Below are 23135 nucleotides of genomic sequence, written 5' to 3'. Positions count from 1 at the left end.
AGGCGGGATTGCCGCCGCACAATGGGTTGCCGGCGGGTTCAGGCGAAATGGCCGATGGCAATCCGTCGAACAACAGCGACACCAGCGAGACGACGAGCGGTGCGATTGCATTCGCCTCGCCAGACGGGGTGTCGCAGGTGATGCTCGGTGGGCATGTTCTTACGGGCACGCCCCAGACCTTCACGGATGCGACCGGCTCGCTTACGGCGAGTTATACGTACGACCCGACCAGCGGAAACGGCTCGATTGCCTACAGCTACACGCTGGCTACGAACACCTCAGGAGATAACACCTCGGTGAGTTTTGCGGTGCAGGTGACCGATGTTGACGGAGACCATTCGCCTGCTGGCAGTCTGGTGATCGATATCGTGGACGACGTGCCCACGGCGCATGCCGACACGGACAGCCTGGCTGCGGGCCAGTTCACGGCCGAGACGGGTAACGTCTTGGGGAATGATCTCTTTGGAGCTGATGGTCCGGCCGTTGGTGGTGGTGTTGTAGGGGTGGCTGCGGGCAACACGGGTGCGAATCTGGACGGCACTGGCGTGGGCATAGGTATCGCGGGTTCATATGGCACGCTGACCCTCAATGCCGATGGCAGTTACAGCTATATGCGCAATCCCGGATCAGCAGGCGGAGTGAATGATGTCTTCACCTACACGATCAAGGACGGGGACGGGGATCTGTCGCACACGACCTTGACGATAGCCATTGGGAATTCGACACCGGCGGTGGATGTGCCGCCGGTGGATCAGTCGCCGGTGTCTGGGAATCCGAATGACAGCACGGTGTACGAGAGTGGTCTGCTCACTGGCAGTGCACCGAACGTGAATAACTTGGTGTCGGATCAGCACTTCACGATTCAGTCGCCCGATGGGTTGAATGCGACTGCGGCGGTGGTGCTGGGTTATACGGATAGTTTGGGCCACGCGGCGTCACTGACGCTGACGGCAGCGGAGGTCCAGGGTCTGAATACGGGCGCGGGCGCGCAGACAGTGACGACGCAGTACGGGACGATGGTACTCAATGGGTACAGCCTGTCGGGTGACACGGCGACGGTGAGCTACACGTACACGCTGGTGCATGCGCCGGAGATCAATGACCTGTCCACACCGGAGAACTTCACGGTGACGGCCAAGGATGTGGACGGGAGCGTGTCAACGGCGGCGAGCTTTGCGGTGCAGATCGTCGATGACGTGCCGCTTAATATGGCTGCTATGCCGATGGAGATTCTGAACACTGTCGGTACGATAGGTTCCGGGGAACTCAACTTCTATGACAGTATTGGCGCCGATCGAGTGGGGAGTTCCATTGTATTCAGCGGGACCAACGGTACGCATCTGACTTCAAATGGGGGCGATGTTCTCTCAGGTGGACAAAGCATAATCTTGACGGGTTTTGGAACCGATACGCTTGTTGGGACGACAACAGGAGGTGCACAGGTATTCGCGATCACATTGAATCCGAGTGCGACCAATGAATCTAATGATGCCTACACAGTTCAGATCTTCCAGCAGTTCGATGATGGCAGCCAGATCACCATCAATCCCAATGATCTCAAGAATGCTGCTTCAGGCCACTCTAATTTCGCAGTGGTAAATGGTGCCAACGATTTTGACATGCTGTTGTCTGGGGCGGTGGTTGGCAGTGGTGGCACTGTTGTCGGCGGAGCCGTCAACACCAGTACCTCGGGCATGGGGGTTGATAACAATTTCGTGAATTCTGGCGAGATTGCCAGAATTGATTTCGTAAACACTGCCACAGCAGCGACTGGTTACAGCTATGCTCAGCACTTCAGCGTGGACGCATTCACCTTTACGATGAATGGCGGCGCCACTGATACCACGATGTGGGTACGAGCGTACAACGACAGCACTGCGCACGCGTCCGGTAGCGGGCTCTTGGTGGGTGAGGGTACTCAGATCCAGATCTCCAATATCTACGTGAATGGAGTGGCAGCCGATCCTTCTCACCTGACCTCGGATGGTCACGGCGGTTACTATTTGACGGGCATGACCGCTAACAGCTCTGTTGAGGTTGTAGGCTCTTCGACTTTCAGTGCGATTGAAGTTCAGAGCGTGAGTGGCACCGACTTCCGGTACCTCATGGATTCATACGGCATTTCTTCTGGGGGAGCGGGCCATTCGGTGGACATGAGTTTCAATCTTGCCCTTACCGACGGCGATGGAGATCATGCGGTGGGCACGCTCGATTTGACGACGCAGCCTCCGGGGACGAACTTGGTGTCGGACAATACCCCGACGTCCTTGGTGGGCGACCACCTAAACAACACATTAACGGCTGGCAATGGCGGCGATATTCTTGATGGTGGGGCTGGTAATGACACGCTTACAGGCGGTACGGGCAACGATACCCTGATCGGTGGTGCAGGCAACGATATACTCACTGGTGGTGCCGGCAATGACGTATTTGCCTGGCATTTAGGTGATCAGGGCACGACGTCCAATCCTGCTGTGGATGTAGTCAATGACTTCGGTATCGGGACGTTGCCGGGTAATACGCCAGATCCCAACGGCAAGGATGTGCTGGACCTGAGCAGTCTGCTCTCTGGCCACGGGACAGACGATACCAACCTTATCAACTACCTGCACATCACGGGGAATGCAACTACCACGACCATCGATATCAGCACAACGGGCCAAGTGGCGACCAGCCACGATCAGCAGATCGTGATCCAGAACGTCGACCTCACCACGGCCTACGCGGGGATGGATCAGGCGCATATGATTCAGCAGATGATCTCCGACGGCAAGCTGAAGGTGGATCATACCTAACCGCCGGATCCTGCCCGATCTCCGCCTGCATCCGGTACCCCCGGATGCGGGCGGATTTGCATCACTGGGGAAGTAACCAGTAGCATTTCCCCTCGGGTCATCGTTTGCGTCGCTGGCGTTGCATCACCTTGTATCAGAATCTGTGCATGCCCTTTCGTCGTTTCTCTGCTGCCGGGCTTCGTGCCCTGTTACAGGGCGCCTCGGCGCTGGCGTTGTGTCTGGGGTTGGCCTTGGCGCCAGCGCCGGCGATCACGTTCGATCCGTCGCATCTGGTGACATACGCCCGTCAGCACTATGGGGCACAGGCGGGTCGGGCGGTGCAGGCCTGGCAGGACATGCTGCGGGAAGCCGCTGGCAAGTCGGAGCAGGAAAAGCTGCGCATCGTGAACCAGTTCTGGGACCAGGCGTTGCTCGAAAGCGAGGACATCACGGTCTGGGGACAGGTCGATTATTGGGCGACGCCGATGGAGTCCCTGGCCAAGGGGGCGGGGGACTGCGAAGACTATGTGATCGGCAAGTATTTTTCCCTGCTGTATCTGGGGGTGGCGCCAGAGAAGCTGCGCCTGGTGTATGTACGGGCCATGGTGGGTACCCAGAGCATTGCCCACATGGTGCTGGGCTATTATCCGCAGCCCCTGGCCGAGCCGCTGGTGCTCGACAGTCTGATCGATCGTATTCAACCGGCGCATCTGCGCCCCGATCTGACGCCGGTTTTCAGTTTCAATGCCGAAGGCATCTACATCGAAGGCAGCAGACGTTCCTCAGTCGATCGGATTGGTCGCTGGCGGGATCTGCTCACCAAGATGCGTGCCGAGGGATTTCAGCCTTGAATAGGGTGGACGGACATGTCATTGCTTAGACAGCTTTTGATCAGCGTGACGCTGGCGATCGTGGTGATCCTGGCCGGGGTCATGATCTTCAGCATTGGTTCGGCCCGCCAATACCTGGATACTCAGCTCCAGGCTCAGTCCGACTCCACGGCGACTTCCTTGGCGCTGACCCTCTCGCAGCCGTCCAATCAGGACCCGTCAGTGCGCGAGCTGCTGATTGCGGTGCTGTTCGACAGCGGAGAATTTCGGGTGGCGGAATTTCTGGATCCGACCGGGCGGATATTGGTGCGCCGCCAATTGAATGACAGCGACGGAGCTGCGGGTGCGGCGCCCGGCTGGTTCAGCCATCTGTTGCCCATGGCTCGCCACGAAGCGCAGCGGCAGGTCTCGAACGGCTGGAACCAGTTGGGTGTGGTCCGCCTGGAGGCCAATGACGCCTATGCGCGGGATTCGTTGTGGAACAGCTCCGTGCGCATTGTGTTGCTGACGGTGGCCGCCGGAGTGCTTTGGGGGTTGTTCGTGCTGGCGCTGATGCGCTGGCTGCGACGTGCGATCCAGGACGACGTCATGGCCCGGGTGCAGGCCATGGCCCGCACCGAAGGGGGATCGGACCTGCCTCCGGTACGGCACCCGGCGATGGTGGAGCTACGGGAAGTCTCGCAGATCATCACCAGTACGCACAAGCAGGTGCGTGCCACGGCGTCCGAACGCGAAGCACGCATCGAGTCTCTGCAGCTGGAGCTGAATCGTGACCAGACTACGGGGCTGGCCAACCGCAAGTACTTCATGAATGAGTTCCGGCGCGTGCTGGAGCAATCCGATCCTCATCAGGCGCAGGGCGGCCATGTAATGCTGTTCCGGCAATGCGACCTGCAGGCCATCAACCAGACGGTGAGCCGCCGGGTGGTGGACCAGTGGCTGACCAACATGGGCCAGCTCGTGCAGCGGATTCTGGTCGATCGACTGGGATCGGAAGCCTGGCTGGGCCGGCTGAACGGTTCGGACTTCGCCTTCCTGATGCCGATGGTGCCGGGGCCGGTCGCGGTCCGTATCGCACAGTTCGTCGGCGAAATGCTGCAGGCGCAGCGCATCCAGTTGGGCCATGCCGGCCTGTGCCGCTGGCGGCAGGCGCTGACCGACTACGAGCCGGGCGAGGATCTCAGCAATGTGCTTTCCAGGCTGGACGAGGCTTTGATGCGCGCGGAAAGCGCCGGGCATGAAAATGTGGAGTATCTGCCAGGCGCGGCTTTGCAGTCCTTGGCGGGCGGCCGTGGTAGCGGCGAGCAGGTCTGGCGGGAGCTGCTGCGCGATGCGCTGGCCGAGAACTGGTTCGAACTTGACACCGCGCCGGACCGGTTTTCGCCGGCGGGCGGCAGCCGGCGGATCGGCATGCTGATGGTTCGGGAACCAGGGGCTTCCGAACCCCTGTCGGGCTATCTGTTCATGCCGCCTGCCGTGCGGCTGGGGATATCGGCAGCCTGTGATGTGCGCGGGGTGGAACTTGCACTGAGCTGGCTGCGGTCGCAGCCCGGGGAACTGGTGCTGCGCGTGTCGCTCGCCTCCATCCTGAACGACGAGTTTCTGGACGATGTGACGGCGCGTCTGGGGCCCGCTCCTGAAGAAGCCGCGCGGCTCGTGGTGGAACTGGACTCGTATGGGTTGGTTGCCGATCGTGAACGGGTGGTGGCATTTGTGGCGGCGTTGCGCAAACATGGCGTACGCCTGGGGTTGCGCAGCTTTGCCGAGCAGCCTGAAGCACTGCTATATCTGCACGAGGTCCACCCTGAGTACCTGCGGGTGTCGGGTAACCTGCTCGCTGCTCAGGCTGAAAGCGCCGGGGCACGGCGGCTGCTGGAGGCCATTCAGGAAACGGCCCGGGATGTGGGCGCGGCCGTGGATCTGACGGCGGGGTCCTGATTCGTTGCGTTGCCATTTTGCAGCGCAGGCAGCAGTGGGGTATACAGTCAGCGTGTTCAGCCGCTTCATTGAGCAATATGTCCAAGACCGCCAAGCACACTTCTGAGACGCCGGCCACGCATTGGCTGCGCCAGCAGAAGATCCCCTTCGGGGAGTTTCCGTACGACTATGTGGACCATGGGGGGGCCAAAGAAGCGGCGCACCAGCTTGGCGTGCCGCTGCATCAGGTCGCCAAGACACTCATCATGGAAGATGAGCGGGGCCAACCGCTGGTGGTGCTGATGCACGGCGACCGGGAGGTCTCGACAAAGAATCTCGCACGCCAGACGGGCGTTAAAAAGGTCAGCCCCTGCACACCCGAAAATGCCCAGCGTAATTCGGGCTATCAGGTGGGGGGCACGTCGCCCTTCGGGACGCGCAAGCGCATGCCGGTCTGGGTTGAGTCAACATTGCTGGACTTCGATATCGTGTATTTGAACGGCGGGCGGCGCGGCTATCTGATCAGCGTGGCGGCCGACGTGCTGACGGGCGCGCTGGGTGCCAGACCTGTCCAGGTGGCGCTCGATCATGAGCACTGACGTCTGACAGCCGAATTATGCGGCCCCCCATGTTCGCTGCCAGGCTCCGCTCGCTACGGGTAAAACTGGTTTTGCCCTATGTGCTGCTGGTGGCTCTGGTGTCGGTCGTGCTGGGGGCGACGTACTACTGGTCGGCCAGCCAGACCATCGGATCATTCTCGGATCAGTACATCCGCGAAGTCGCGGCGCGCATCGCGCAGGCCGTGCATTTTCATGTTCGTGGCTCTGCTGCGGTCCTCGAGGCTGCCTTCCCCGACGGGATGCCGGCCACTGCCGACATCAGCTCGGAATTGACCGCCTTGCGGCAGCGCTTCTGGGTGGCAACTTCCGTCTATTCAAATCCGAACGACTATGTGTATTACGGCAACCGGGCTGGCCAGAGCCTGGCGCTCAAGCGTCTGAGCGACGACGAGGCTGAACTGCGACTCAAGCTTCGCCCCACCGAGCATCGTGCGTATTACCGCTATACGGGCATCGCGGGCATGCCGCATTACCTCAGGCGGGAAAGTGGCCTTTTCGACCCGCGCACGCGCATCTGGTTCGAGACGGGTAAGCATACTGAAGGGCACTTCTGGACGTCGGTGTACATCGATTTCACCACCCACGACCTGGTCGTGACCCGTGCCCGCCGAGTCCTGGCGGCTGACGGTACCTTCGAGGGCGTGGTGGCGACCGACGTGCCGCTGAAGGAAATCAACCATTTCATTGCGACGCTGAAGGTTGGTGAGCATGGCCGCGCCATCGTGGTGGAACGCGATGGCAACCTGCTCGCAGGGACTGGGCTCCAGAACCTGGAGAAAAGTAGCGGCGGGCGGGTGACGCGCATCAACGCGCTGGAGACTGGGGATCCGGTGATCCGCGCGGCGTACGCCAGTGTGGCCCCGCTGCTTCACCAGGCGAAGCCGGTGGGCGATGCCAGTCGGGAACAGGCCTATTGGACGACTGCAGTGGACCAGGACGGACAGACGATCGCGGTGGCGGCCCAGCGCGTCATCGACGATGCGGGGCTGGATTGGACGGCGATCGTGGCCATGCCGCGCGACGAGATCTTCCTGGGGATCGAGCGACAGCTCTGGATCGCGCTCGGGGTGGGGCTGCTGGCCGTGGCCCTGACGATTCTGTTCGGCATGCGACTGTTCGGGCGCATTGCGCAGGACATCATTTCTTTGTCCCACGCCGTCACACGCATTCGCCAGGGTGCGACCGATGCCGTGATCGACGTCCGCCGGCGCGACGAGGTGGGGGATCTCGCGCGCAACTTCAAGGCCATGCGTACCGAGTTGTTCACGGACCGGCTGACCGGGGTGGCCAGCCGCACGGCCCTGGAAAGTCTGCTGGGTGCCGCCACACGCACCCGGGCAGGATCACCGTTTACGCTGTTCTTTCTGGACTTGAACGACTTCAAGCCGCTCAACGACCGCTACGGGCATGACAATGGTGACCGTGCGCTGATCGAGATCGCTCACCGGCTGCAGGCATGCCTGCGCCCGAGTGACCTGGTGGCCCGGCTGGGCGGCGACGAATTCGTCGTGTTCGTGTCGGGCGCCACCGCGCCGGCAGCTATCGCCACGCTGACGGCCAAGCTGACAGACGCCGTCCAGGCGCCGCTGCATACCCTGCACGATGTCCCGACCGGCACAGAGGTCAGGCTGGGGGTGGCTATTGGCCACGCCATCTGGCCGGACCACGGGGTTACGCCCGGCGAACTGATGCAGCGCGCCGATGCGGACATGTACCAGCACAAATCGTCTCGTTTCCGGTCGCCATAATGTCTCCGCACTCCGACTTTCCAACGGTAGACACATTCCTGGATGCCCTGTGGCTGGAAGACGGCCTGGCTGCCAATACGCTGGCGGCCTATCGGCGTGATCTGACCGCTTTCGGGCATTGGCTGCAGAAGGAATGCGCGCGCGAGCTCGAATCGGCCCAGCGCGCCGATGTCCAGTCCTGGCTGGCTGCGCAGCACCTGCAGACCAAGGCGAGCACGGCCAATCGGCGCCTGGCGGCGCTGCGGCGTTATTACCTGTGGGCCATGCGTCATGGCCGGTGTACCGAAGACCCGTGTCTGGGTGTACACAGTGCTCGCCAGCCCGCACGCTTTCCCCACACACTGTCGGAGGCCCAGGTGGATGCGCTGCTCTCGGCGCCGGACGTCGAGACAACGTTGGGGCTGCGTGATCGGGCGATGCTGGAAACGCTGTACGCCACCGGCCTGCGGGTGAGTGAACTGGTGCATCTCGCAGTTTCGGATACCAGCCTGAATGACGGCGTGGTGCGGGTGGTGATGGGCAAGGGCGCAAAGGACCGCCTGGTCCCGCTCGGAGAAGAAGCCCTGCACTGGATTACGCGCTATTTGGCCGAGAGCCGGCCGGCCATCCTGGGGCCGCGCACATGCGACGCTTTGTTCGTGACCGCGCGGGCAGCAGCGATGACACGCCAGGCCTTCTGGCTGTTGATTCGCAAGTACGCAGAACTGGCGGACATCCGCGTTCCGTTGTCGCCGCACGTGTTGCGTCATGCCTTTGCCACGCACTTGCTCAACCATGGCGCCGATTTGCGCGTGGTGCAGATGCTGCTGGGACATGCGGACATCTCAACGACGCAGATTTACACCCACGTCGCCCGGGAACGGCTCAAGACCTTGCATGCGCACCATCATCCGCGAGCCTGAGTCTAGGGATTCGGGGTGCTGGCCTGCCGTGCAGAATGTCTCGGCAAGGCCAGCATGGCTGTGGTGTGGTGTCCTTTATAATTGCATCTGGGGCCTCCGGTACGGGCGCCCTCAGGTCTCCTTGGTCTCCTTAGTTAAATGGATATAACTTTCCCCTCCTAAGGGAAGATTGTGGGTTCGATTCCCGCAGGAGACGCCATCTCACCCGAACACACCCCTTCATCCTGTGCCTCTTCGGTGAGGCCCTAGGGGATGACCCTCGTGCCGAAATCGCCACGCACGGATTTCCGGTTGTGTTGCAATCGATTACAAAGGATAAACTGACGCCGCCGCTGCTGTGTCGGATCGACACCTTACCGGCAAGCTGAGGACGGATCGTGCCTTGTTCAGTCTGCGTGAGGGGGTGGTGAACGTGGTGGATTGGAATTTCCCGGTGCTGGATCTCCCGGTAGAGGTATTTGAGCCTCAGGTCTATGCGGCCTGGGATGCGTCGATGTGGGGCCGCAAGCGCCACCTCAGCAGGATGGGCGGGCTGAGTTTCCGGAAGATCCCGCTGGATGTCATCGTCACCTGGGTGGAAGAGTCGTTCAATGATCCGGGTGCCCGGCCGGGGATGATGGCAGGAGTCGCCTATTCCAGGCTGAGTCCCCATGCGATCGACGATCTGTACGAGCAGAGCGACATTGTGCACATCATGCCGAGACTGCGACGGGTCAGGCAGGTTGGCGACGCTTATTCAAGGATGACGGGTGGAACCATGGTTCCCGAGCCAGCCTTCAATCCCGAGGGTATCCGCCGGGTGAATGCTGCCTCCAGCCCGTTCAACATGGGCCGCGCCATCGGGAGAATGGTGGTGGATGCCGAGATCGCATCGATGCGGCGCCAGAGGTGAGCACGGCTTGGCCTGGCCCGGGCCGTCGAAGATTGTTTGGTTCCGGGATTCGCCAGGGTTATGGCTGCATGGCCTTTTCCAGCGCCTGCGCCAGATCCGCCTTCAGGTCCTCGATATGCTCCACGCCTACCGACATACGGACGAAATTCGGCTCGATACCGGCCGCCTGCATTTCCGCTTCCGTCATGGAGCTGGCCCACATGGATGCCGTGTGGACGGCCAGCGTCTCCACGCCGCCCAGGCTGACGGCTTGCGTGGCCAGGCGCAACGCCGAGACAAAGCGCTGGGTGGCTGCGTAGCCGCCGCGCAGCGAGTACGCCACGATCGCACCGAAACCGCGCATCTGGCGCGCAGCCAGCGCGTGCTGCGGGTGACTGTCCAGTCCCGGATACAGGACTTTTGTGATCTCCGGGCGGCCTTCCAGCCACCGGGCCAGCGCCAGCGCGTTGGCATTGATGCGTTCCATGCGCAGCGACAGCGTGCGCAGGCCGCGCAGCAGCAGCCAGGCATCCATGGGCGAGAGCACTGCGCCCAGCGTCACATGCATCTTCCAGATACGTTCGGCCAGTTCGTTGCTGCAGCAGATGGCGCCTGCCACGATATCGGAGTGTCCGCCCAGGTACTTGGTGGCACTGTGCACCACGATATCGATGCCATAGTCGTGTGGACGCTGGTTCAGGGGCGACGCGAACGTGTTGTCCGCCACCGTCAGAATGCCCCGGCTGCGTGCAAGCTTGCCCACGGCGGCCAGATCCGTGATCGACAGGCTGGGGTTGACGGGCGTTTCCACCATGATGAGCCGCGTGTCCGGACGCAGGACCGCTTCCAGGCTGCCCAGGTCGGTCTGGTCGAAGAAGCTGACCTGCACCCCGTAATTCGTGAGCACTTCGGAGAACAGCTTGGAGGTGCTCATGTAGTGGCGCTGCTGGACGGCCACGTGGTCGCCTGCTTTCAGAAGCGCCAGGATGGTGGTGCTGATGGCGCCCATGCCCGAGCCCGTGAGCAGCGCCGATTCCGTTCCCTCCAGCTTGGCCAGGATGGCCTCGACGTGCTTGTTGACCGGGTTACCGTGGCGCGTATAGAACGTGGCCGGGCGGCTGGTGGTTGCCATGGCCGAGAATTCCTGGGCGTTTCGGGCCTTGAAGGTCGCGCTGTAGTAGATGGGCGGCACCACGGACGATTCCTGCCCGCAGCCTTCGTCGCCATGCAGGACCAGCGACTCCTCGCGCCAGTCTGATGTGTCGGGGAAGGGTGACTCGGGCGTGGTCATGAAAAAGGCTCCTGCTGGCTGTCGTGAAAGAGAAGGATTCATCATACGCCGGCGTCCGTGCCGGCCAGTGGCGCTCCCGCGCATAAGCTTCTGCAGCGGATGGGGCGGCGGTTGCTTCGGTGGCTGCGCCGTTCCCTCTCTGGGGGTGGTCCGTTACAATGGAACCCACTTCTTCCGGATCCTTCCGGACCGCTGGGGACGACCCCGGCCGCAAATCGCGAACGCGGTGACGGCACCGCTCTTCACGAATTCCCAATGTCGAATTTCGATCGATCGCCAGCCGAGCGCATGTTCCATGCGCTGGCCTTTGAAGTCGTGGCCATTGTCATTTCTGCGCCGCTGGCCGCCTGGATCACCGGACAATCGGTGGTCAGCATGGGGGTGCTCACCGCCATCATCGCCACCATCGCGGTTGCCTGGAACATGCTCTACAACTGGGCCTTCGACCGCCTGCAGATGTCCCGTGGCTTCGCGCGGACCTATTGGGTCCGGGCTGCGCACGCCGTGGGGTTCGAAGTCGGTCTCATCCTGATCGTCATCCCGCTGATCGCGGTCTGGCTGGACGTGTCGCTTTGGCGGGCGCTGGTCCTGGATATCGGCCTGGTCCTGTTTTATCTGCCCTACGGCTTCCTGTTCAATCTGGGCTACGACAAGATTCGAGAAGGCTTGATGACGGACCGCTAGCGCGTGGGGATGGTTCCGAACGGGCTGCGGTCGAAACAGGGGGTATTCCGGTGCGCCGGTTCGCACACGGGCTCCTGGTTTGGTTATTCTATTCAGGCGCCAGGTATCGGCGCGCAAATGGACGGACTGGACGCTGACTCATGGGAAACTCGATGGATGTCACCACTGTGGCCGCGGGCGGGCCGGACTGGTCGCTGGCGCCGCCGGGCTGGGACTGGACCGCCCAGGATGCGGATGGCAAGTGGTATTGGTATCGCGTCGAGCCCGTGTTGGGAATCGGCGGCGGCATCTGGCGCTCCAATTCGCGCAACCAGCAGTTCGCCACCCAGGGCGAACCCAATCCCGACTGGCTGGATTCGCTGCTGCAGCGGCCCGGCCCGGGCGCGTAGGCCGCGACGTGGGGGCGGTCACCGCGTTCCTGACGCACTACTGGCCCCACATGGTGGCCCTGACGTCGCTCGTCGTGGGCGCGGTGGCCGCTGCCCACGCGGCGATGAACAAGAATGACGTGCGTGCCGCCATTGCCTGGGTGGGCGTCATCCTGGCCTCGCCGCTGCTCGGGCCCTTTCTGTACCTGATTGCCGGGATCAATCGCGTTCGCCGCGATCAGCTTTCCACTCAGCGCAGCCGGCTCATCAAGGATTACGTCCACAGTGCCGGCGAACCCGTCCCCGACGTCAGTCCCATGGCGGGCCCGCAATTTGCCTCCCTGCGGGTGCTGTGCGACCAGATCAGCCGCTTTCCGCTGCACAACGGCAACCACATCACGCTGCTCGACAGCGGCGATGCCGCCTACCCCGCCATGCTGGAGGCGATTGCCTCGGCCAATCATTGTGTGGCGCTGCAAAGCTACATCTTCGACCACGACCGTATCGGATTGCAGTTTGCCGAGGCGTTGCGCCAGGCCCAGGACCGGGGCGTAATGCTGCGTGTCCTGATCGACTCAGTCGGTTCCAAGTACTCGCGGCCTCCTATCGTCCGCATGCTGCGCGAGCACGGAATTCGCGTGGAACTTTTCATGACCAACCCTATGGGCCTGCGCATGGCTTATGCCAATCTGCGCAGCCACCGCAAGGTACTCTTCGTCGACGGTCACCTGGGGTTCATGGGGGGTATGAACATCCGGGAAAATTTCATGCGGTCGCTCGCCGGGCGGCGCGCCAATACGGATACGCATTTTCGGATTGAGGGGCCGTTGGCCACCCAGCTTTTTGCAGTCTTTGCCAACGACTGGGAATTCACGACGCGTGAACGCTTGCGTATCGAGGACTGGTGCAAGACCACGCCACAGGCGCCGCAGCCGCATGTGCCAGCGCGCTGCATCCGCACGGGGCCAGACCGTTTCATCGCGGCCACGCATAATGTGCTGCTCGGGGCGTTGGCTGTGGCCCAGCACCACGTGCGCATCCAGTCGCCGTACTTCTTGCCGGATCAGACGCTGCTGGGAGCGCTCAACACTGCGGCGCGGCGCGGTATTCAGGTCGATATCCTGATTCCCGGGCGCAACAACCTGCGGCTGGTGAATTACGCCATGATGGCGCAGCTCGCGCAGGTGATCCGGGGCGGCTGCCGTGTCTGGCGCAGCCGGGGGTCCTTTGATCATTCCAAGTTATGCACGGTGGACGGCGGCTGGTCTTATGTGGGTTCGTCCAATCTGGATCCGCGTAGCCTGCGGCTGAATTTTGAACTAGACATGGAGGTCTATGACCGGGGGCTGGCGACGCAGATTGCCGATCGCATCGACCGTGAGATTGCACAGTCGGATCCGGTCACCATCCAGTCGCTGGACGCCATCCCGTACCCGAAGCGCCTGCGCAACCGTATCATCTGGCTGGCGAGTCCGTATTTGTAGGGTGGGGGGATAAGGCGCTTGGTGTGCCAAGCTTCACCGGCAAGCGTTTGCTGGCGATATGAAGACGAAGGAATTTTGGGGTGACCGATGGGGCTCGAACCCACGACAACCGGAATCACAATCCGGGACTCTACCAACTGAGCTACGGTCACCGTTGAAGAACCGCGATTCTAACATGTCTGCCGTGTACTTGCAGGCACTGACGGGCCCATCCGGGTCCCCTTGATTGTCGTCCTGTTTTCGTTCATGTTATGGATACGGCCCCGTGTCAATGCTGGGGCTCGTGGTTGCGATCCGGACCTTTTCATAGGAAACGCTCATGGCTCAGATATTCGTCGTTCACCCTGAAAATCCACAATCACGGCTCCTGCACCAGGCGGGGGAGCTGCTTGCCGGGGGGGGGCTGGTGGCCATTCCGACCGATTCCAGCTATGCCGTGGTAGCGCGGCTGGACGACAAGGATGCGTCCGAGCGGCTACGGCGGCTGCGGGGCCTCGATGAGCGGCACCATCTCACGCTGCTGTGCCGCGATCTGGCCGAGATCAGCCATTTCGCCAAGGTCGAAAACACCCAGTACCGGCTGCTCAAGCTGGCCACTCCGGGGCCCTTCACGTTCATTCTCGAAGCCACCAAGGAAGTTCCCCGCCGGGTTTCGCACCCCTCGCGCAAGACCATCGGTATTCGGGTGCCTGATCATCGTGTGGCCCGTGCGCTGATCGATGCGGTGGGCTCGCCGCTACTGTCCACCACGCTGATCCCCGAGGGTGAGGACCTGCCGTTGAATGATGCGCAGGACATTTTTGCGCGTTATGAGCACGACCTGGCGGCGGTGGTCGACGGCGGTGCGTGCCCCTTCGAGCCCACGACGGTCATCGACTTGACGCGAGCCGTACCACAGGTCGTGCGACGCGGGCGCGGGGATCCGGCCAGTCTGGGCCTGTAGCCCGGTACGCCCGCCCCCCGGTTCATCTCGTCCGGTGGGGGTCCCAGACTTCAAATTCAGCGCTCCTGGGCCCCTGCGCGGCGCCGTCAGCGGTTATGCTTGACGTTTACGCCGACGCGGGTCGGCTTCTGATGCCCATTCATGGACAATCTCATCCAGACCATTACGGTCTACGCGCTGCCGGTGCTGTTTGCCATTACGTTGCACGAGGCGGCGCATGGCTATGTCGCGCGCCACTTCGGTGATCTGACCGCTCAAGAGGCCGGGCGGATCAGCCTCAATCCGCTGCGCCACGTGGACCCCATCGGCACCATCGTGGTTCCCCTGGCGCTGCTGCTGGTGACGCGCCTCATGGGCGGCGGCCTGCTGTTTGGCTGGGCCAAACCCGTGCCAGTGAACTGGAGCCGCCTGCGCAAGCCCAAGCAGGACATGCTGTGGGTGGCGCTGGCGGGCCCGGCATCCAATCTGCTGCAGGCCATTGTTTGGGTGCTGATCTGGCGCGCATTGCTGGAAACCGGCACGGTGGCCGGAGGCAGCTTCTGGGAGCTCATGGCGCACGCCGGGGTACAGGTCAACCTGATCCTGATGGCGCTCAATCTGATCCCCTTGCCGCCGCTCGATGGCGGGCGTGTCGTGTTCAGCCTTTTGCCTGCCCGGGCGGCCTGGCAGTACGGCAAGATTGAGCCCTACGGCATTGTGATCCTGCTGGTGCTCATGATGACGGGGTGGCTCTGGCCCATCATGCAACCGTTGCTGGCCTTCGGCGAATGGGTCGTCAGAGCTTTTTTGTAAATTGACGCTCCGAATCCGTTAAACTTGGCTTTTTATTCTGCCCGGCCAGAACCGGGTGACTCTCGGAGCGCGTCTTATCATGTCCGGCTCGGATTCCCGTTTTCCAGTCTTCCAGGGCAGCATGGTGGCCTTGGTCACGCCCATGCACCCGGATGGGCAGTTGGACCTGGAAGCCTATCGAAAACTGATCGACTGGCATATCGAGCAGGGGACTGACGTACTCACCGTGGTGGGTACGACGGGCGAATCCCCCACGGTGACGGTCCAGGAGCAAGCCGAGCTCATCGAACTGGCCGTGCGCCATGTGAATGGCCGCATCCCCGTTGTTGCCGGTACCGGCGGCAACTCGACGGCCGAGGCGATCGAACTCCAGCGCCATGCCTATGCGGCGGGTGCGGATGCCGGCCTGACGGTGGTGCCCTACTACAACAAGCCCACCCAGGAAGGTCTCTATCAACACTTCAAGGCGATCGCCGAATCGGTGGAGCTGCCCAGCATTCTTTACAACGTGCCGGGCCGTACGGTGGCTGACCTGTCCAACGAAACCGTTGTGCGCCTGGCCCAGATCCCCAACATCGTGGGGGTGAAGGACGCAACCGGCAACATCGGCCGGGTGGCCCAACTGATCACCCAGGTCCCCGAAGACTTCGCCGTCCTCAGCGGCGACGATCCGACGGCGGCAGCGTTGATGCTGCTGGGTGGGCGGGGCAATATTTCCGTGGTTGCCAACGTGGCGCCACGCCTGATGCATGAGCTGTGCGCGGCGGCAATCCGTGGCGATGGGCTGGAAACCCGGCGCCTGAACGCAAAACTCGTCGAACTGAGTCGGGTGCTGTTTGTGGAAGCCAATCCCATCCCCGTCAAGTGGGCGCTGGCCGAAATGGGGTTGACCCAGCTCGGTTATCGCTTGCCAATGACGCCACTGTCGGAATCGCATCGCGCGGTCGTACGCCAGGCCTTGATTGAAGCAGGTGCTCTCTAATATGACGAAACGCATGACGGCCCCTTGGGCCAGCCTGGCTCTGCTGAGCCTGTTGATGGTTTCTGGCTGCTCCACCGTCAGCCAATTGACGGGACAGACCGAGTCCATCGAATACAAAAGCACAGTCACGGGCGATCCACTGTCCATCCCGCCCGATCTGACTCAGGCGAACGCGGACACGCACTACAAGGCACCCGAGGGCACTGCGACGCTCAGCGCGTACGCTGCCAGCCAGAAGAACCGGAGCATCAATCCCGCCGATCGCGTGTTGCCACAGTCAGCCAACATGCAGGTCATGCGCGACGGGTCGTTGCGTTGGCTGGTGGTCGCTGAGCCTGCCCAGACCTTGTACCCGAAGCTCATTTCGTTCTGGGGCGATCAGGGTTTCACGATTCATTCCCAGGATCCGCGGGCGGGACTGATCGAGACCGATTGGGCCGAGAACCGCGCCAAGATCCCCGAAGGCTGGCTGCGCAGTGCGCTGGGCAGCATCCTCGACCAGGTCTTCGACAGCGGCGAACGCGATCGCTTCACCATGCGCCTGGAGCGCGACAGCACCAACAAGACCGAGATCTACATCAGCCACCAGCACATGGAGGAAACGCCCACCAGCGACGGTACCGCCTTCAAGTGGGTGTTCGGCAAGGAAGACCCGGGCCTGAACGCGGCCATGATCGCGCGCCTGATGGTGTATCTGGGTGAAGACCAGCAAAAGGCCGCGCAGCAGCTCAAGCAGGCGACCAACGACACGGGGCCCGCCACCACAAGCGACATTACCCGCAATCAGGCTTCGCTGATGGTTGCCGAGACCTTTGACCGGGCCTGGCGCCGCGTGGGGGTCGCGCTGGATTCGGCACGCTTCACGGTGGAAGACCGCAACCGGGATCAGGGTGACTACTACATCCGCTATCTGGATACAGACAACGGCCAGAAAGTCGAGCAGCAGAACATCTTTGGCCGCATGTTCGGGACCCGCAATACCGCCGAACCGCTGAAACTTCGGGTGCATGTGGCGCAGCAAGGCGGTGGATCGGAAGTCACCGTGCTGGACGCCAATGGCAAGCAACTCACCAACGGCACGGCCGATCGCATCCTGACCGTGCTGGCGACCAATCTGAAGGCCAGCCAGTAGCGCCAAAGGCCATCCCGTAGCGTCAGGGCTGGGGAACCCAGTGTACCCAGCCTTCCTGCAGCCATTCGTCCAGCAGGGCGCATACCGGACCGGGCAGCCCCTGCAGGGCGGTCGCACCCAGCTGCCGCTGGTCCGCCAGCGCCTGCAGCTCCGGTAGCGTGGCTGTGGGGGCGACTTCCCCGTTGATGAAGAGCTGCTCGCCGAAGTACATCATGCGAGTACACCGGTCCAGCACCAGGCTGCCGGCAGCGGGGACGGCTTCTTCCAGATTTGCAAAATCGTCCGTCGGGTCGAAGAAAGCGTTGTCCGGCAACGTGGTGAGCCATTGCCCCAGGAATCGAGCCGCGACCGGTTCGTCGAAGCGGATCCGCTGCAGGGTGTCCAGCGTGGTGCGAACCAGAGGGGCCGGGATCTCGGCCGGGTGGTCAGTGGGCTCGGTGCCCGCGTCGGAATACAGGGCGGACAGATCCGTGCCCGGCAGAACGGGGTCGCCATACAACCCCGTGTCGCCCAGGTGTTGCGCCGAGATCTGGTCGGCGGCGGCCTCCAGCAGCCCGCGCGCAAGGGTTGCCTGGCTGGGTACCCGAAAGCCGATGGAAATCGTCATGCACCCGTCGCCCACCGCGATCCCGTCGTGGCAGGCGTTGGGCGGCAGATACAGCATGTCACCGGGCTCCAGCACGTCGTCGGTATCGGGCTGAAAATCAGCCAGGATCTTCAGCGGCAGACCCGGCACCAGGCTGCGGTCGGCCTGCTGGCTGGTGCGCCAGCGGCGGCGGCCATGCGCCTGCAGCAGGAACACGTCATAGCTGTCGCAGTGGGGGCCGACACCGCCGCCGTCCGTGGCAATGCTGATCATGGCATCGTCCAGGCGCGCGTCCGGGATGAAACGGAACAGGCGCATGAGCGCCGCCGTCTCGTCGTCGTGCAGATCCACGCCTTGCACCAGCAGCGTCCAGTTTGGCTGCTCGGCGGACGGCAGCCGGCGGAACGGGCCGCGCTTGAATGTCCAGCCATTTTCCTTGCGGGTGATCAGGCGCGACTCGACTTCGTCGCGGCGCGCCAACGTCTGCACCTCGCGCGACGACAGCGGTGCGCGGAACCCCCGAAATGCCTGGCGGATCAGCAGCGGCTTCCGCTGCCAATAGTCCTGCATGAATTGGCGGGGTGTCAGGCCGCCCAGCAGCGGCGTGGGTTGATCGGGAGTGGGAGGTCGTGTGGATGAATACATGGACGGCTCCTGGCTTGTGATGTGCTACAGGAAATCGCGGCGCAATTGGTAGAGCAGTTCCAGTGCTTCGCGCGGACTCAGCGTATCCGGATCCAGGTTGCGCAAGGCCGTGCGCAGAGGCTCTTCCGGATCGCCGGTTTCGTCCTCGACCCCCTGGACGAACAGGGCCAGTTGGGATTCGGCACGGTTGCGGGCTTCGAGCTCGGCCAGTTCCTTGCGCGCGTGGCGGATCACCACCTGGGGGATGCCAGCGCGTTGCGCGACGTGCAGTCCGTAGCTCTGGCTGGCTGGCCCCGGGCGAACCTCGTGCAGGAAGACGACGCCACCGGCGCTGTCGGCCGCGGCGAGGTGGACGTTGACCACCCCGTGTGTTTTTTCGGGAAGGCGGGTCAGCTCGAAATAGTGGGTGGCGAACAGCACCAGTGCGCGGTTGTGCGTCAGCAGCCGATGCGCGATCGCCCAGGCCAGCGCCAGTCCATCGTAGGTGGAGGTGCCGCGCCCGATTTCGTCCATGAGCACCAGACTGCGCGGCGTTGCCGCAGCCAGGATGACGCTGGCTTCCATCATCTCCATCATGAACGTGGACCGGCCGCCCGCGAGGTCGTCGGCAGCACCGATGCGTGTGAAGATCCGGTCCAGTGGCCCGATGGCGGCACGTGTCGCCGGCACATAGCTGCCGATGCGCGCTAACAGGGCGATCAGTGCGACCTGGCGCATGTAGGTGGACTTGCCGCCCATGTTTGGGCCGGTGATGAGCAGCATGCGGCGTTCATCGTGCAAGCTGCAGTCGTTGGGCGTGAAGGCCTCGATGGTGTGTTCCACGACGGGGTGGCGGCCCGCCTGGATGTCCAGGCGGCTATCTTCGCAGAGCGTGGGAGCCGACCAGCCGTGGTCGCGCGCGTGCAGCGCGAGCGCCGCCAGTGCGTCGATCCGGGCCAGCGCGGCCGCCGATCGGGCCACTGCCGCCGCCTGTGCGGCTGCTTGTTCCAGGATCTGGTCAAACAGCAGTTTTTCACGCGCCAGGCTTCGATCCCGCGCAGAGAGCACCTGGTCTTCCCATGCCTTGAGTTCAGGTGTGATGTAGCGTTCGGCGTTTTTCAGCGTCTGGCGCCGGCGGTAATCGTCGGGGACCTTGTCCGTCTGCCCGCGGGTGACCTCGATGAAATAGCCATGCACCCGGTTGTATTCCACCCGCAGGTTGGCGATCCCCGTGCGCTCGCGCTCGCGGGCCTCGACCTCCATCAGGAATGACCCGTTGTCACCCGCGAGCTGCCGCAGCTGGTCGAGCTCGCCGTCGTAGCCGTCAGCGATTACGCCCCCGTCGCGGATGGCCAGGGCGGGTTCGACCGCGATTGCGCCGGCCAGCAACCCGTGGAGCGATTCGTCCACGGGCACGTCCCGCAGGCTGTCTGCCAGTAGCCCCTGTGCTGAAAAGGCGGCCTGGGTCGCCCGCGCCAGGTCGGGCAGGGTGGCCAGGGCATCGCGTAGGCTTGCCAGCTCGCGAGGCCGGATGGTGCCCAGCGCCAGGCGGGTGGCCATGCGCTCCAGATCCGGCAGGTTGCGCAGACTGTCGCGCAGTGTGCGCAGCGCCGTGTCCGATTCCTGTGCCTGCAGCAACTGGGTGATGGCGTCTTGTCGCGCCTGGGCTTGTGTGTTGGCCCGCAAGGGAGCCTGGAGCCAACGTCGCAGTTGGCGGCTGCCCATAGGCGTGCGACAGTGATCCAGTGTGCTGAACAGCGTTGGTCCGTCGGTCCCGCTCAGCGTCTCGGTGATCTCCAGGTTGCGGCGCGTCGCCGGATCCAGCACCACATAGTCGCCGCCCGCGTCTACGGACAGGGTGTGGACGTGGCTGAGCGCCTGTGCCTGTGTGGTTCCGACATAGCGTAGCAGCGCACCCGCTGCGCGCATGGCCTGCGGCAGGGACCCCAGCCCGAATGCGCCCACGTCGTCCACCCCGAAGTGCTGCAGCAGCGTGTCGCGTGCGCCGCTTTCTTCGAAGTGCCAGTCCGGCACCCGGCTGATGGCCGCAGCTACGTCTGGCACCTGGGATTGTTCTGCGCAGACCAGCTCGGCCGGCGAGATGCGGCCCAGCTCAGTGTCTAACAGGTCGGGCGTACTTTCGCAGGCCCTGAAGTCCCCATTGGCCAAGTTCATCCAGGCCAGCCCGATCACGTCTCGTCCGTGCGTGCGCGTGGCCACCCACGCGGCAATGGTGCGGTCGGCCTTGGCCGGCAGCAGCGCGTCGTCCGTCAACGTGCCTGGCGTCACCACGCGCACGATCCTGCGCTCCACCGGGCCCTTGGCCGTGGCTGGGTCCCCGATCTGCTCGCAGATGGCGATCGATTCGCCCAGCGCCACCAGTCGGGCCAGGTAACCTTCCATCGCGTGGTACGGCACACCCGCCATCGGGATGGGCACACCGTTTGAAGTCCCGCGCTTGGTCAGCGTCAGGTTCAGCAGCTTTGCCCCACGCTCCGCGTCCTCGTAGAACATCTCATAGAAGTCCCCCATGCGGTAGAACAGCAGATGCGAGCCCGCCTGAGCCTTGAGCTTCAGGTATTGCTGCATGACGGGCGTGTGGCCGGAGAGATCGGGGGACATGGGGCGGTGCGAGGACGGGGACAATCAAGGGAATATTATCGTGCATTGGGCAGCGGGTGTCGGACCTGTATCCGGTCCCTCGCCGCCGCTGACTATGACCGTTCTGTGACCGCCCCTCCTAACCCGTTGTCCGACCGAAAGAATCCGGAATAGCGCCCAGCTTGTCCATCGGTTTGTCCACAGGCGGGGTGGATAAATGGGGGGTGGGGGCAAAACTTCTCAGCGTATCTGGGGAAAGAGTCTAGGATCGCGAAGGATCTGGACAGGCTTGGCGTATGCTTAAACATTCACCTCCTGACTTTGAACGAGTCCATACCCATGTCGGACCATAGCGCTGCAACGTCCCCAGGCGATCCATCCCTGATTCCCGAAGCGGTGCAACGCGCGAACCTCTGGCGGCTGTCGGTAGCGCAGGCGCTGGCGGGTGCCAACTCGGTCGTGACCTACGCCACTGGAGCGATTGTCGGCGACCAGCTTGCCCCGTCGCCCATGCTCGCGACGCTGCCGATTTCGATTTTCGTGGTCGGGATGGCGATCTGCACCTTGCCGGTCGGTGCGCTTGCCCGCCGTTATGGCCGGCGCACGGCGTTCCTGATCGGGACGTCCACCGGCGTGCTGGCCGGGCTGGTGGCCGCACTGGCGGTGATGACGGGAAGTTTCTGGCTGTTCTGCCTGGCCACGTTGTTCGGCGGGTCTTATGGCGCGGTGGTGCTGACATTCCGGTTTGCAGCGGCCGACGGGGTCTCACCTGGGCGGCGGGCGCGCGCGCTGTCGCTGGTCATGGCGGGCGGCGTTGCGGCCGGGGTTTTCGGGCCCCAGCTCGTGACCTGGACTATGGATCTGTGGCTGCCGCACCGGTTTGCCACCACATACCTCGTACAGGCAGCGGTGGCAGCAGTTTCGGCATTCGTGTTGCTGGGGGTGCGCATTCCCATGCCCAGCCGTGCCGAGATGTCCGCCGGGAGACCGCTTGTCGTGATCGTGCGACAGCCGCGCTTCATAGCGGCCGCTGTCTGCGGTGCCGTGTCGTACCTGCTCATGAATTTCCTGATGACGGCTGCGCCGCTGGCCATGCACATGCATGGCCAGTCGCAGGTTTCGGCCAATGTGGGCCTGCAATGGCATGTCATCGCGATGTATCTGCCCAGTTTCTTCACCGGCCGGCTGATCAACCGTTTCAGTGCGCGACGCGTGGTGCTGGTGGGCTTGCTGCTGATCGGGCTTGCCGCCATCACCGGGCTGAGGGGAGCAGATGTGTTCCACTTCTGGGTGTCGCTGGCGCTGCTGGGAGTGGGCTGGAACTTCGGCTTTCTGGGCGCTTCGGCCTTGGTCCTGGAATGCCACCGGCCAGAGGAAAAGACACGGGTGCAGTCGTTCAACGACTTCATCGTGTTCGGCCTCATGACGATTGGGTCATTCTCCTCGGGTGGTCTGCTGTCGGCCTATGGCTGGAACATGGTGCTGTGGGTGTCTTTCGTGCCGCTCGTGCTGGCGGTCGCCGTGCTCATGCTGGCGAAGCAGGGTGAGGACGCCTCACTGACGGAACGGACCGTCTAGCCCGGGTGCGCCGCGCATTCCCCGCAGGTGCCGTGGATTTCGATCGAAACACCGCCCATCTGGAACGTGTGCTGGCTGGCCCAGCGCTGCAGGCCGCGCTCGACGGCCGCGTCCGAGGACTCGTCGACACGGCCGCACTGGTCGCAAATGGCGAGCAGGATCAGGCCGCGCGTGTGATCGTGATGGGGCTGGTCGCAGGCAACGAAAGCGTTCAGGCTCTCGATGCGGTGGACGAGCCCTAGTTCGAGCAGCTTGTCCAGCACCCGGTAGATTTGTTGCGGCGCTTTCAGGCCGCTCGCGCCCTGCAGGTATTCGAGCAGCGCGTAAGCGCTGGCCGGGCCGGCATGGTGGGACAGTGCGTCGAGGACGATGGATTGGCGTTCGGTCAGCGTCGTGGAATGGGACATT

Annotated in this window: 19 protein-coding genes and 2 tRNA genes; 16 read left to right on the top strand and 5 right to left on the bottom strand. The window is 63.1% G+C overall.

All coding sequences use genetic code 11. From position 1 onward, the window contains the following. From EPN31_RS00855 to EPN31_RS00820, 8 genes are all read left to right on the top strand, one after another. Positions 1-2795 (top strand): S-layer family protein (locus tag EPN31_RS00855; RefSeq protein WP_291768137.1); only part of this gene is annotated, 2795 nt, incomplete at its 5' end. Positions 2796-2941: 146 nt separating this feature from the next. Further along, the gene (locus tag EPN31_RS00850; RefSeq protein WP_291768135.1) at positions 2942-3625 is read left to right on the top strand and encodes a transglutaminase-like cysteine peptidase; all 684 of its coding nucleotides are present in this window, start codon (positions 2942-2944) and stop codon (positions 3623-3625) included. A 15-nt stretch (positions 3626-3640) separates the two neighbouring features. Then, the gene (locus tag EPN31_RS00845; RefSeq protein WP_291768133.1) at positions 3641-5542 is read left to right on the top strand and encodes a LapD/MoxY N-terminal periplasmic domain-containing protein; all 1902 of its coding nucleotides are present in this window, start codon (positions 3641-3643) and stop codon (positions 5540-5542) included. A gap of 77 nt (positions 5543-5619) precedes the next feature. Next, positions 5620-6120 (top strand): aminoacyl-tRNA deacylase, encoded by a 501-nt coding sequence (locus EPN31_RS00840; protein ID WP_291768131.1) that lies wholly within the window; start codon positions 5620-5622, stop codon positions 6118-6120. 29 nt (positions 6121-6149) lie between these two features. Beyond that, entirely contained in the window at positions 6150-7889 is a 1740-nt protein-coding gene (locus tag EPN31_RS00835) for a sensor domain-containing diguanylate cyclase (RefSeq protein ID WP_291768129.1), read from the top strand. Beyond that, positions 7889-8791 carry a site-specific tyrosine recombinase XerD gene (gene xerD, locus EPN31_RS00830; protein WP_291768127.1) on the top strand — a complete coding sequence of 301 codons (903 nt, stop codon included), beginning with the start codon at positions 7889-7891 and terminating at the stop codon, positions 8789-8791. Before EPN31_RS00835 ends, xerD begins: the two co-directional genes overlap by 1 nt. Positions 8792-8915: 124 nt before the next feature. Continuing rightward, positions 8916-8990, top strand: a tRNA-Arg gene (locus tag EPN31_RS00825). Positions 8991-9173: 183 nt separating this feature from the next. Beyond that, on the top strand, positions 9174-9683 hold the full coding sequence (locus EPN31_RS00820) for a hypothetical protein (protein WP_291768125.1): 510 nt from the start codon (positions 9174-9176) through the stop codon (positions 9681-9683). 58 nt (positions 9684-9741) lie between these two features. Here EPN31_RS00820 and EPN31_RS00815 read toward each other — a convergent pair whose 3' ends face one another. Beyond that, the gene (locus tag EPN31_RS00815; protein ID WP_291768123.1) at positions 9742-10953 is read right to left on the bottom strand and encodes a PLP-dependent aspartate aminotransferase family protein; all 1212 of its coding nucleotides are present in this window, start codon (positions 10951-10953) and stop codon (positions 9742-9744) included. A gap of 255 nt (positions 10954-11208) precedes the next feature. Here EPN31_RS00815 and EPN31_RS00810 point away from each other — a divergent pair, with 255 nt between their 5' ends. The 3 genes from EPN31_RS00810 (at position 11209) to EPN31_RS00800 (ending at position 13489) form a co-directional block, all read left to right on the top strand. Beyond that, positions 11209-11637, top strand: a complete 429-nt coding sequence (locus tag EPN31_RS00810; RefSeq protein WP_291768121.1) for a multidrug/biocide efflux PACE transporter — start codon at positions 11209-11211, stop codon at positions 11635-11637. A gap of 152 nt (positions 11638-11789) precedes the next feature. Further along, the gene (locus EPN31_RS00805) at positions 11790-12026 is read left to right on the top strand and encodes a hypothetical protein (protein WP_291768119.1); all 237 of its coding nucleotides are present in this window, start codon (positions 11790-11792) and stop codon (positions 12024-12026) included. Positions 12027-12076: 50 nt separating this feature from the next. Continuing rightward, entirely contained in the window at positions 12077-13489 is a 1413-nt protein-coding gene (locus EPN31_RS00800) for a phospholipase D-like domain-containing protein (RefSeq protein ID WP_291768146.1), read from the top strand. Positions 13490-13565: 76 nt separating this feature from the next. Here the strand turns inward: EPN31_RS00800 and EPN31_RS00795 are convergent. Next, positions 13566-13641 (bottom strand) — tRNA-His (locus tag EPN31_RS00795). A gap of 167 nt (positions 13642-13808) precedes the next feature. Between EPN31_RS00795 and EPN31_RS00790 the strand changes: the two genes are divergently transcribed. From EPN31_RS00790 to bamC, 4 genes are all read left to right on the top strand, one after another. Next, a complete protein-coding gene (locus EPN31_RS00790) occupies positions 13809-14432 on the top strand; it encodes an L-threonylcarbamoyladenylate synthase (RefSeq protein ID WP_291768118.1) in 624 nt (207 codons plus the stop codon). Between the two features lie 141 nt (positions 14433-14573). Beyond that, entirely contained in the window at positions 14574-15224 is a 651-nt protein-coding gene (locus EPN31_RS00785) for a site-2 protease family protein (protein WP_291768116.1), read from the top strand. Positions 15225-15303: 79 nt separating this feature from the next. After that, complete coding sequence (gene dapA / locus EPN31_RS00780) at positions 15304-16206, top strand: 4-hydroxy-tetrahydrodipicolinate synthase (RefSeq protein ID WP_291768114.1); 903 nt, start codon at positions 15304-15306, stop codon at positions 16204-16206. Positions 16207-16219: 13 nt separating this feature from the next. Further along, positions 16220-17338, top strand: a complete 1119-nt coding sequence (gene bamC, locus EPN31_RS00775; protein WP_291768112.1) for an outer membrane protein assembly factor BamC — start codon at positions 16220-16222, stop codon at positions 17336-17338. A 22-nt stretch (positions 17339-17360) separates the two neighbouring features. Here the strand turns inward: bamC and EPN31_RS00770 are convergent, their stop codons facing one another. Both EPN31_RS00770 and mutS read right to left on the bottom strand, forming a co-directional pair. Beyond that, positions 17361-18569 (bottom strand): cupin domain-containing protein, encoded by a 1209-nt coding sequence (locus EPN31_RS00770; protein WP_291768111.1) that lies wholly within the window; start codon positions 18567-18569, stop codon positions 17361-17363. A 24-nt stretch (positions 18570-18593) separates the two neighbouring features. Next, a complete protein-coding gene (gene mutS, locus EPN31_RS00765; protein ID WP_291768110.1) occupies positions 18594-21170 on the bottom strand; it encodes a DNA mismatch repair protein MutS in 2577 nt (858 codons plus the stop codon). Between the two features lie 318 nt (positions 21171-21488). Here mutS and EPN31_RS00760 point away from each other — a divergent pair, with 318 nt between their 5' ends. After that, on the top strand, positions 21489-22727 hold the full coding sequence (locus EPN31_RS00760; RefSeq protein ID WP_291768109.1) for an MFS transporter: 1239 nt from the start codon (positions 21489-21491) through the stop codon (positions 22725-22727). On the opposite strand, the gene EPN31_RS00755 is transcribed toward EPN31_RS00760, so the two are convergent. After that, positions 22724-23134 (bottom strand): Fur family transcriptional regulator, encoded by a 411-nt coding sequence (locus tag EPN31_RS00755; protein WP_291768108.1) that lies wholly within the window; start codon positions 23132-23134, stop codon positions 22724-22726. The genes EPN31_RS00760 and EPN31_RS00755 overlap by 4 nt on opposite strands. Position 23135 lies beyond the last annotated feature (1 nt).

Origin of the sequence: Castellaniella sp. (assembly GCF_004321985.1) — a bacterium.
Taxonomy (GTDB): Bacteria; Pseudomonadota; Gammaproteobacteria; order Burkholderiales; family Burkholderiaceae_B; genus Castellaniella.
This window is presented reverse-complemented; position numbering and strand designations above follow the sequence as displayed.

Bases quoted from the DNA above. Each gene is read 5' to 3' on its own strand.
- EPN31_RS00850 (WP_291768135.1), top strand. From the start codon at position 2,942: ATGCCCTTTCGTCGTTTCTCTGCTGCCGGGCTTCGTGCCCTGTTACAG.
- EPN31_RS00845 (WP_291768133.1), top strand. From the start codon at position 3,641: ATGTCATTGCTTAGACAGCTTTTGATCAGCGTGACGCTGGCGATCGTG.
- EPN31_RS00840 (WP_291768131.1), top strand. From the start codon at position 5,620: ATGTCCAAGACCGCCAAGCACACTTCTGAGACGCCGGCCACGCATTGG.
- EPN31_RS00835 (WP_291768129.1), top strand. From the start codon at position 6,150: ATGTTCGCTGCCAGGCTCCGCTCGCTACGGGTAAAACTGGTTTTGCCC.
- xerD (WP_291768127.1), top strand. From the start codon at position 7,889: ATGTCTCCGCACTCCGACTTTCCAACGGTAGACACATTCCTGGATGCC.
- EPN31_RS00815 (WP_291768123.1), bottom strand. From the start codon at position 10,953: ATGACCACGCCCGAGTCACCCTTCCCCGACACATCAGACTGGCGCGAG.
- EPN31_RS00810 (WP_291768121.1), top strand. From the start codon at position 11,209: ATGTCGAATTTCGATCGATCGCCAGCCGAGCGCATGTTCCATGCGCTG.
- EPN31_RS00805 (WP_291768119.1), top strand. From the start codon at position 11,790: ATGGATGTCACCACTGTGGCCGCGGGCGGGCCGGACTGGTCGCTGGCG.
- EPN31_RS00800 (WP_291768146.1), top strand. From the start codon at position 12,077: ATGGTGGCCCTGACGTCGCTCGTCGTGGGCGCGGTGGCCGCTGCCCAC.
- EPN31_RS00790 (WP_291768118.1), top strand. From the start codon at position 13,809: ATGGCTCAGATATTCGTCGTTCACCCTGAAAATCCACAATCACGGCTC.
- EPN31_RS00785 (WP_291768116.1), top strand. From the start codon at position 14,574: ATGGACAATCTCATCCAGACCATTACGGTCTACGCGCTGCCGGTGCTG.
- dapA (WP_291768114.1), top strand. From the start codon at position 15,304: ATGTCCGGCTCGGATTCCCGTTTTCCAGTCTTCCAGGGCAGCATGGTG.
- bamC (WP_291768112.1), top strand. From the start codon at position 16,220: ATGACGGCCCCTTGGGCCAGCCTGGCTCTGCTGAGCCTGTTGATGGTT.
- EPN31_RS00770 (WP_291768111.1), bottom strand. From the start codon at position 18,569: ATGTATTCATCCACACGACCTCCCACTCCCGATCAACCCACGCCGCTG.
- mutS (WP_291768110.1), bottom strand. From the start codon at position 21,170: ATGTCCCCCGATCTCTCCGGCCACACGCCCGTCATGCAGCAATACCTG.
- EPN31_RS00760 (WP_291768109.1), top strand. From the start codon at position 21,489: ATGTCGGACCATAGCGCTGCAACGTCCCCAGGCGATCCATCCCTGATT.
- EPN31_RS00755 (WP_291768108.1), bottom strand. From the start codon at position 23,134: ATGTCCCATTCCACGACGCTGACCGAACGCCAATCCATCGTCCTCGAC.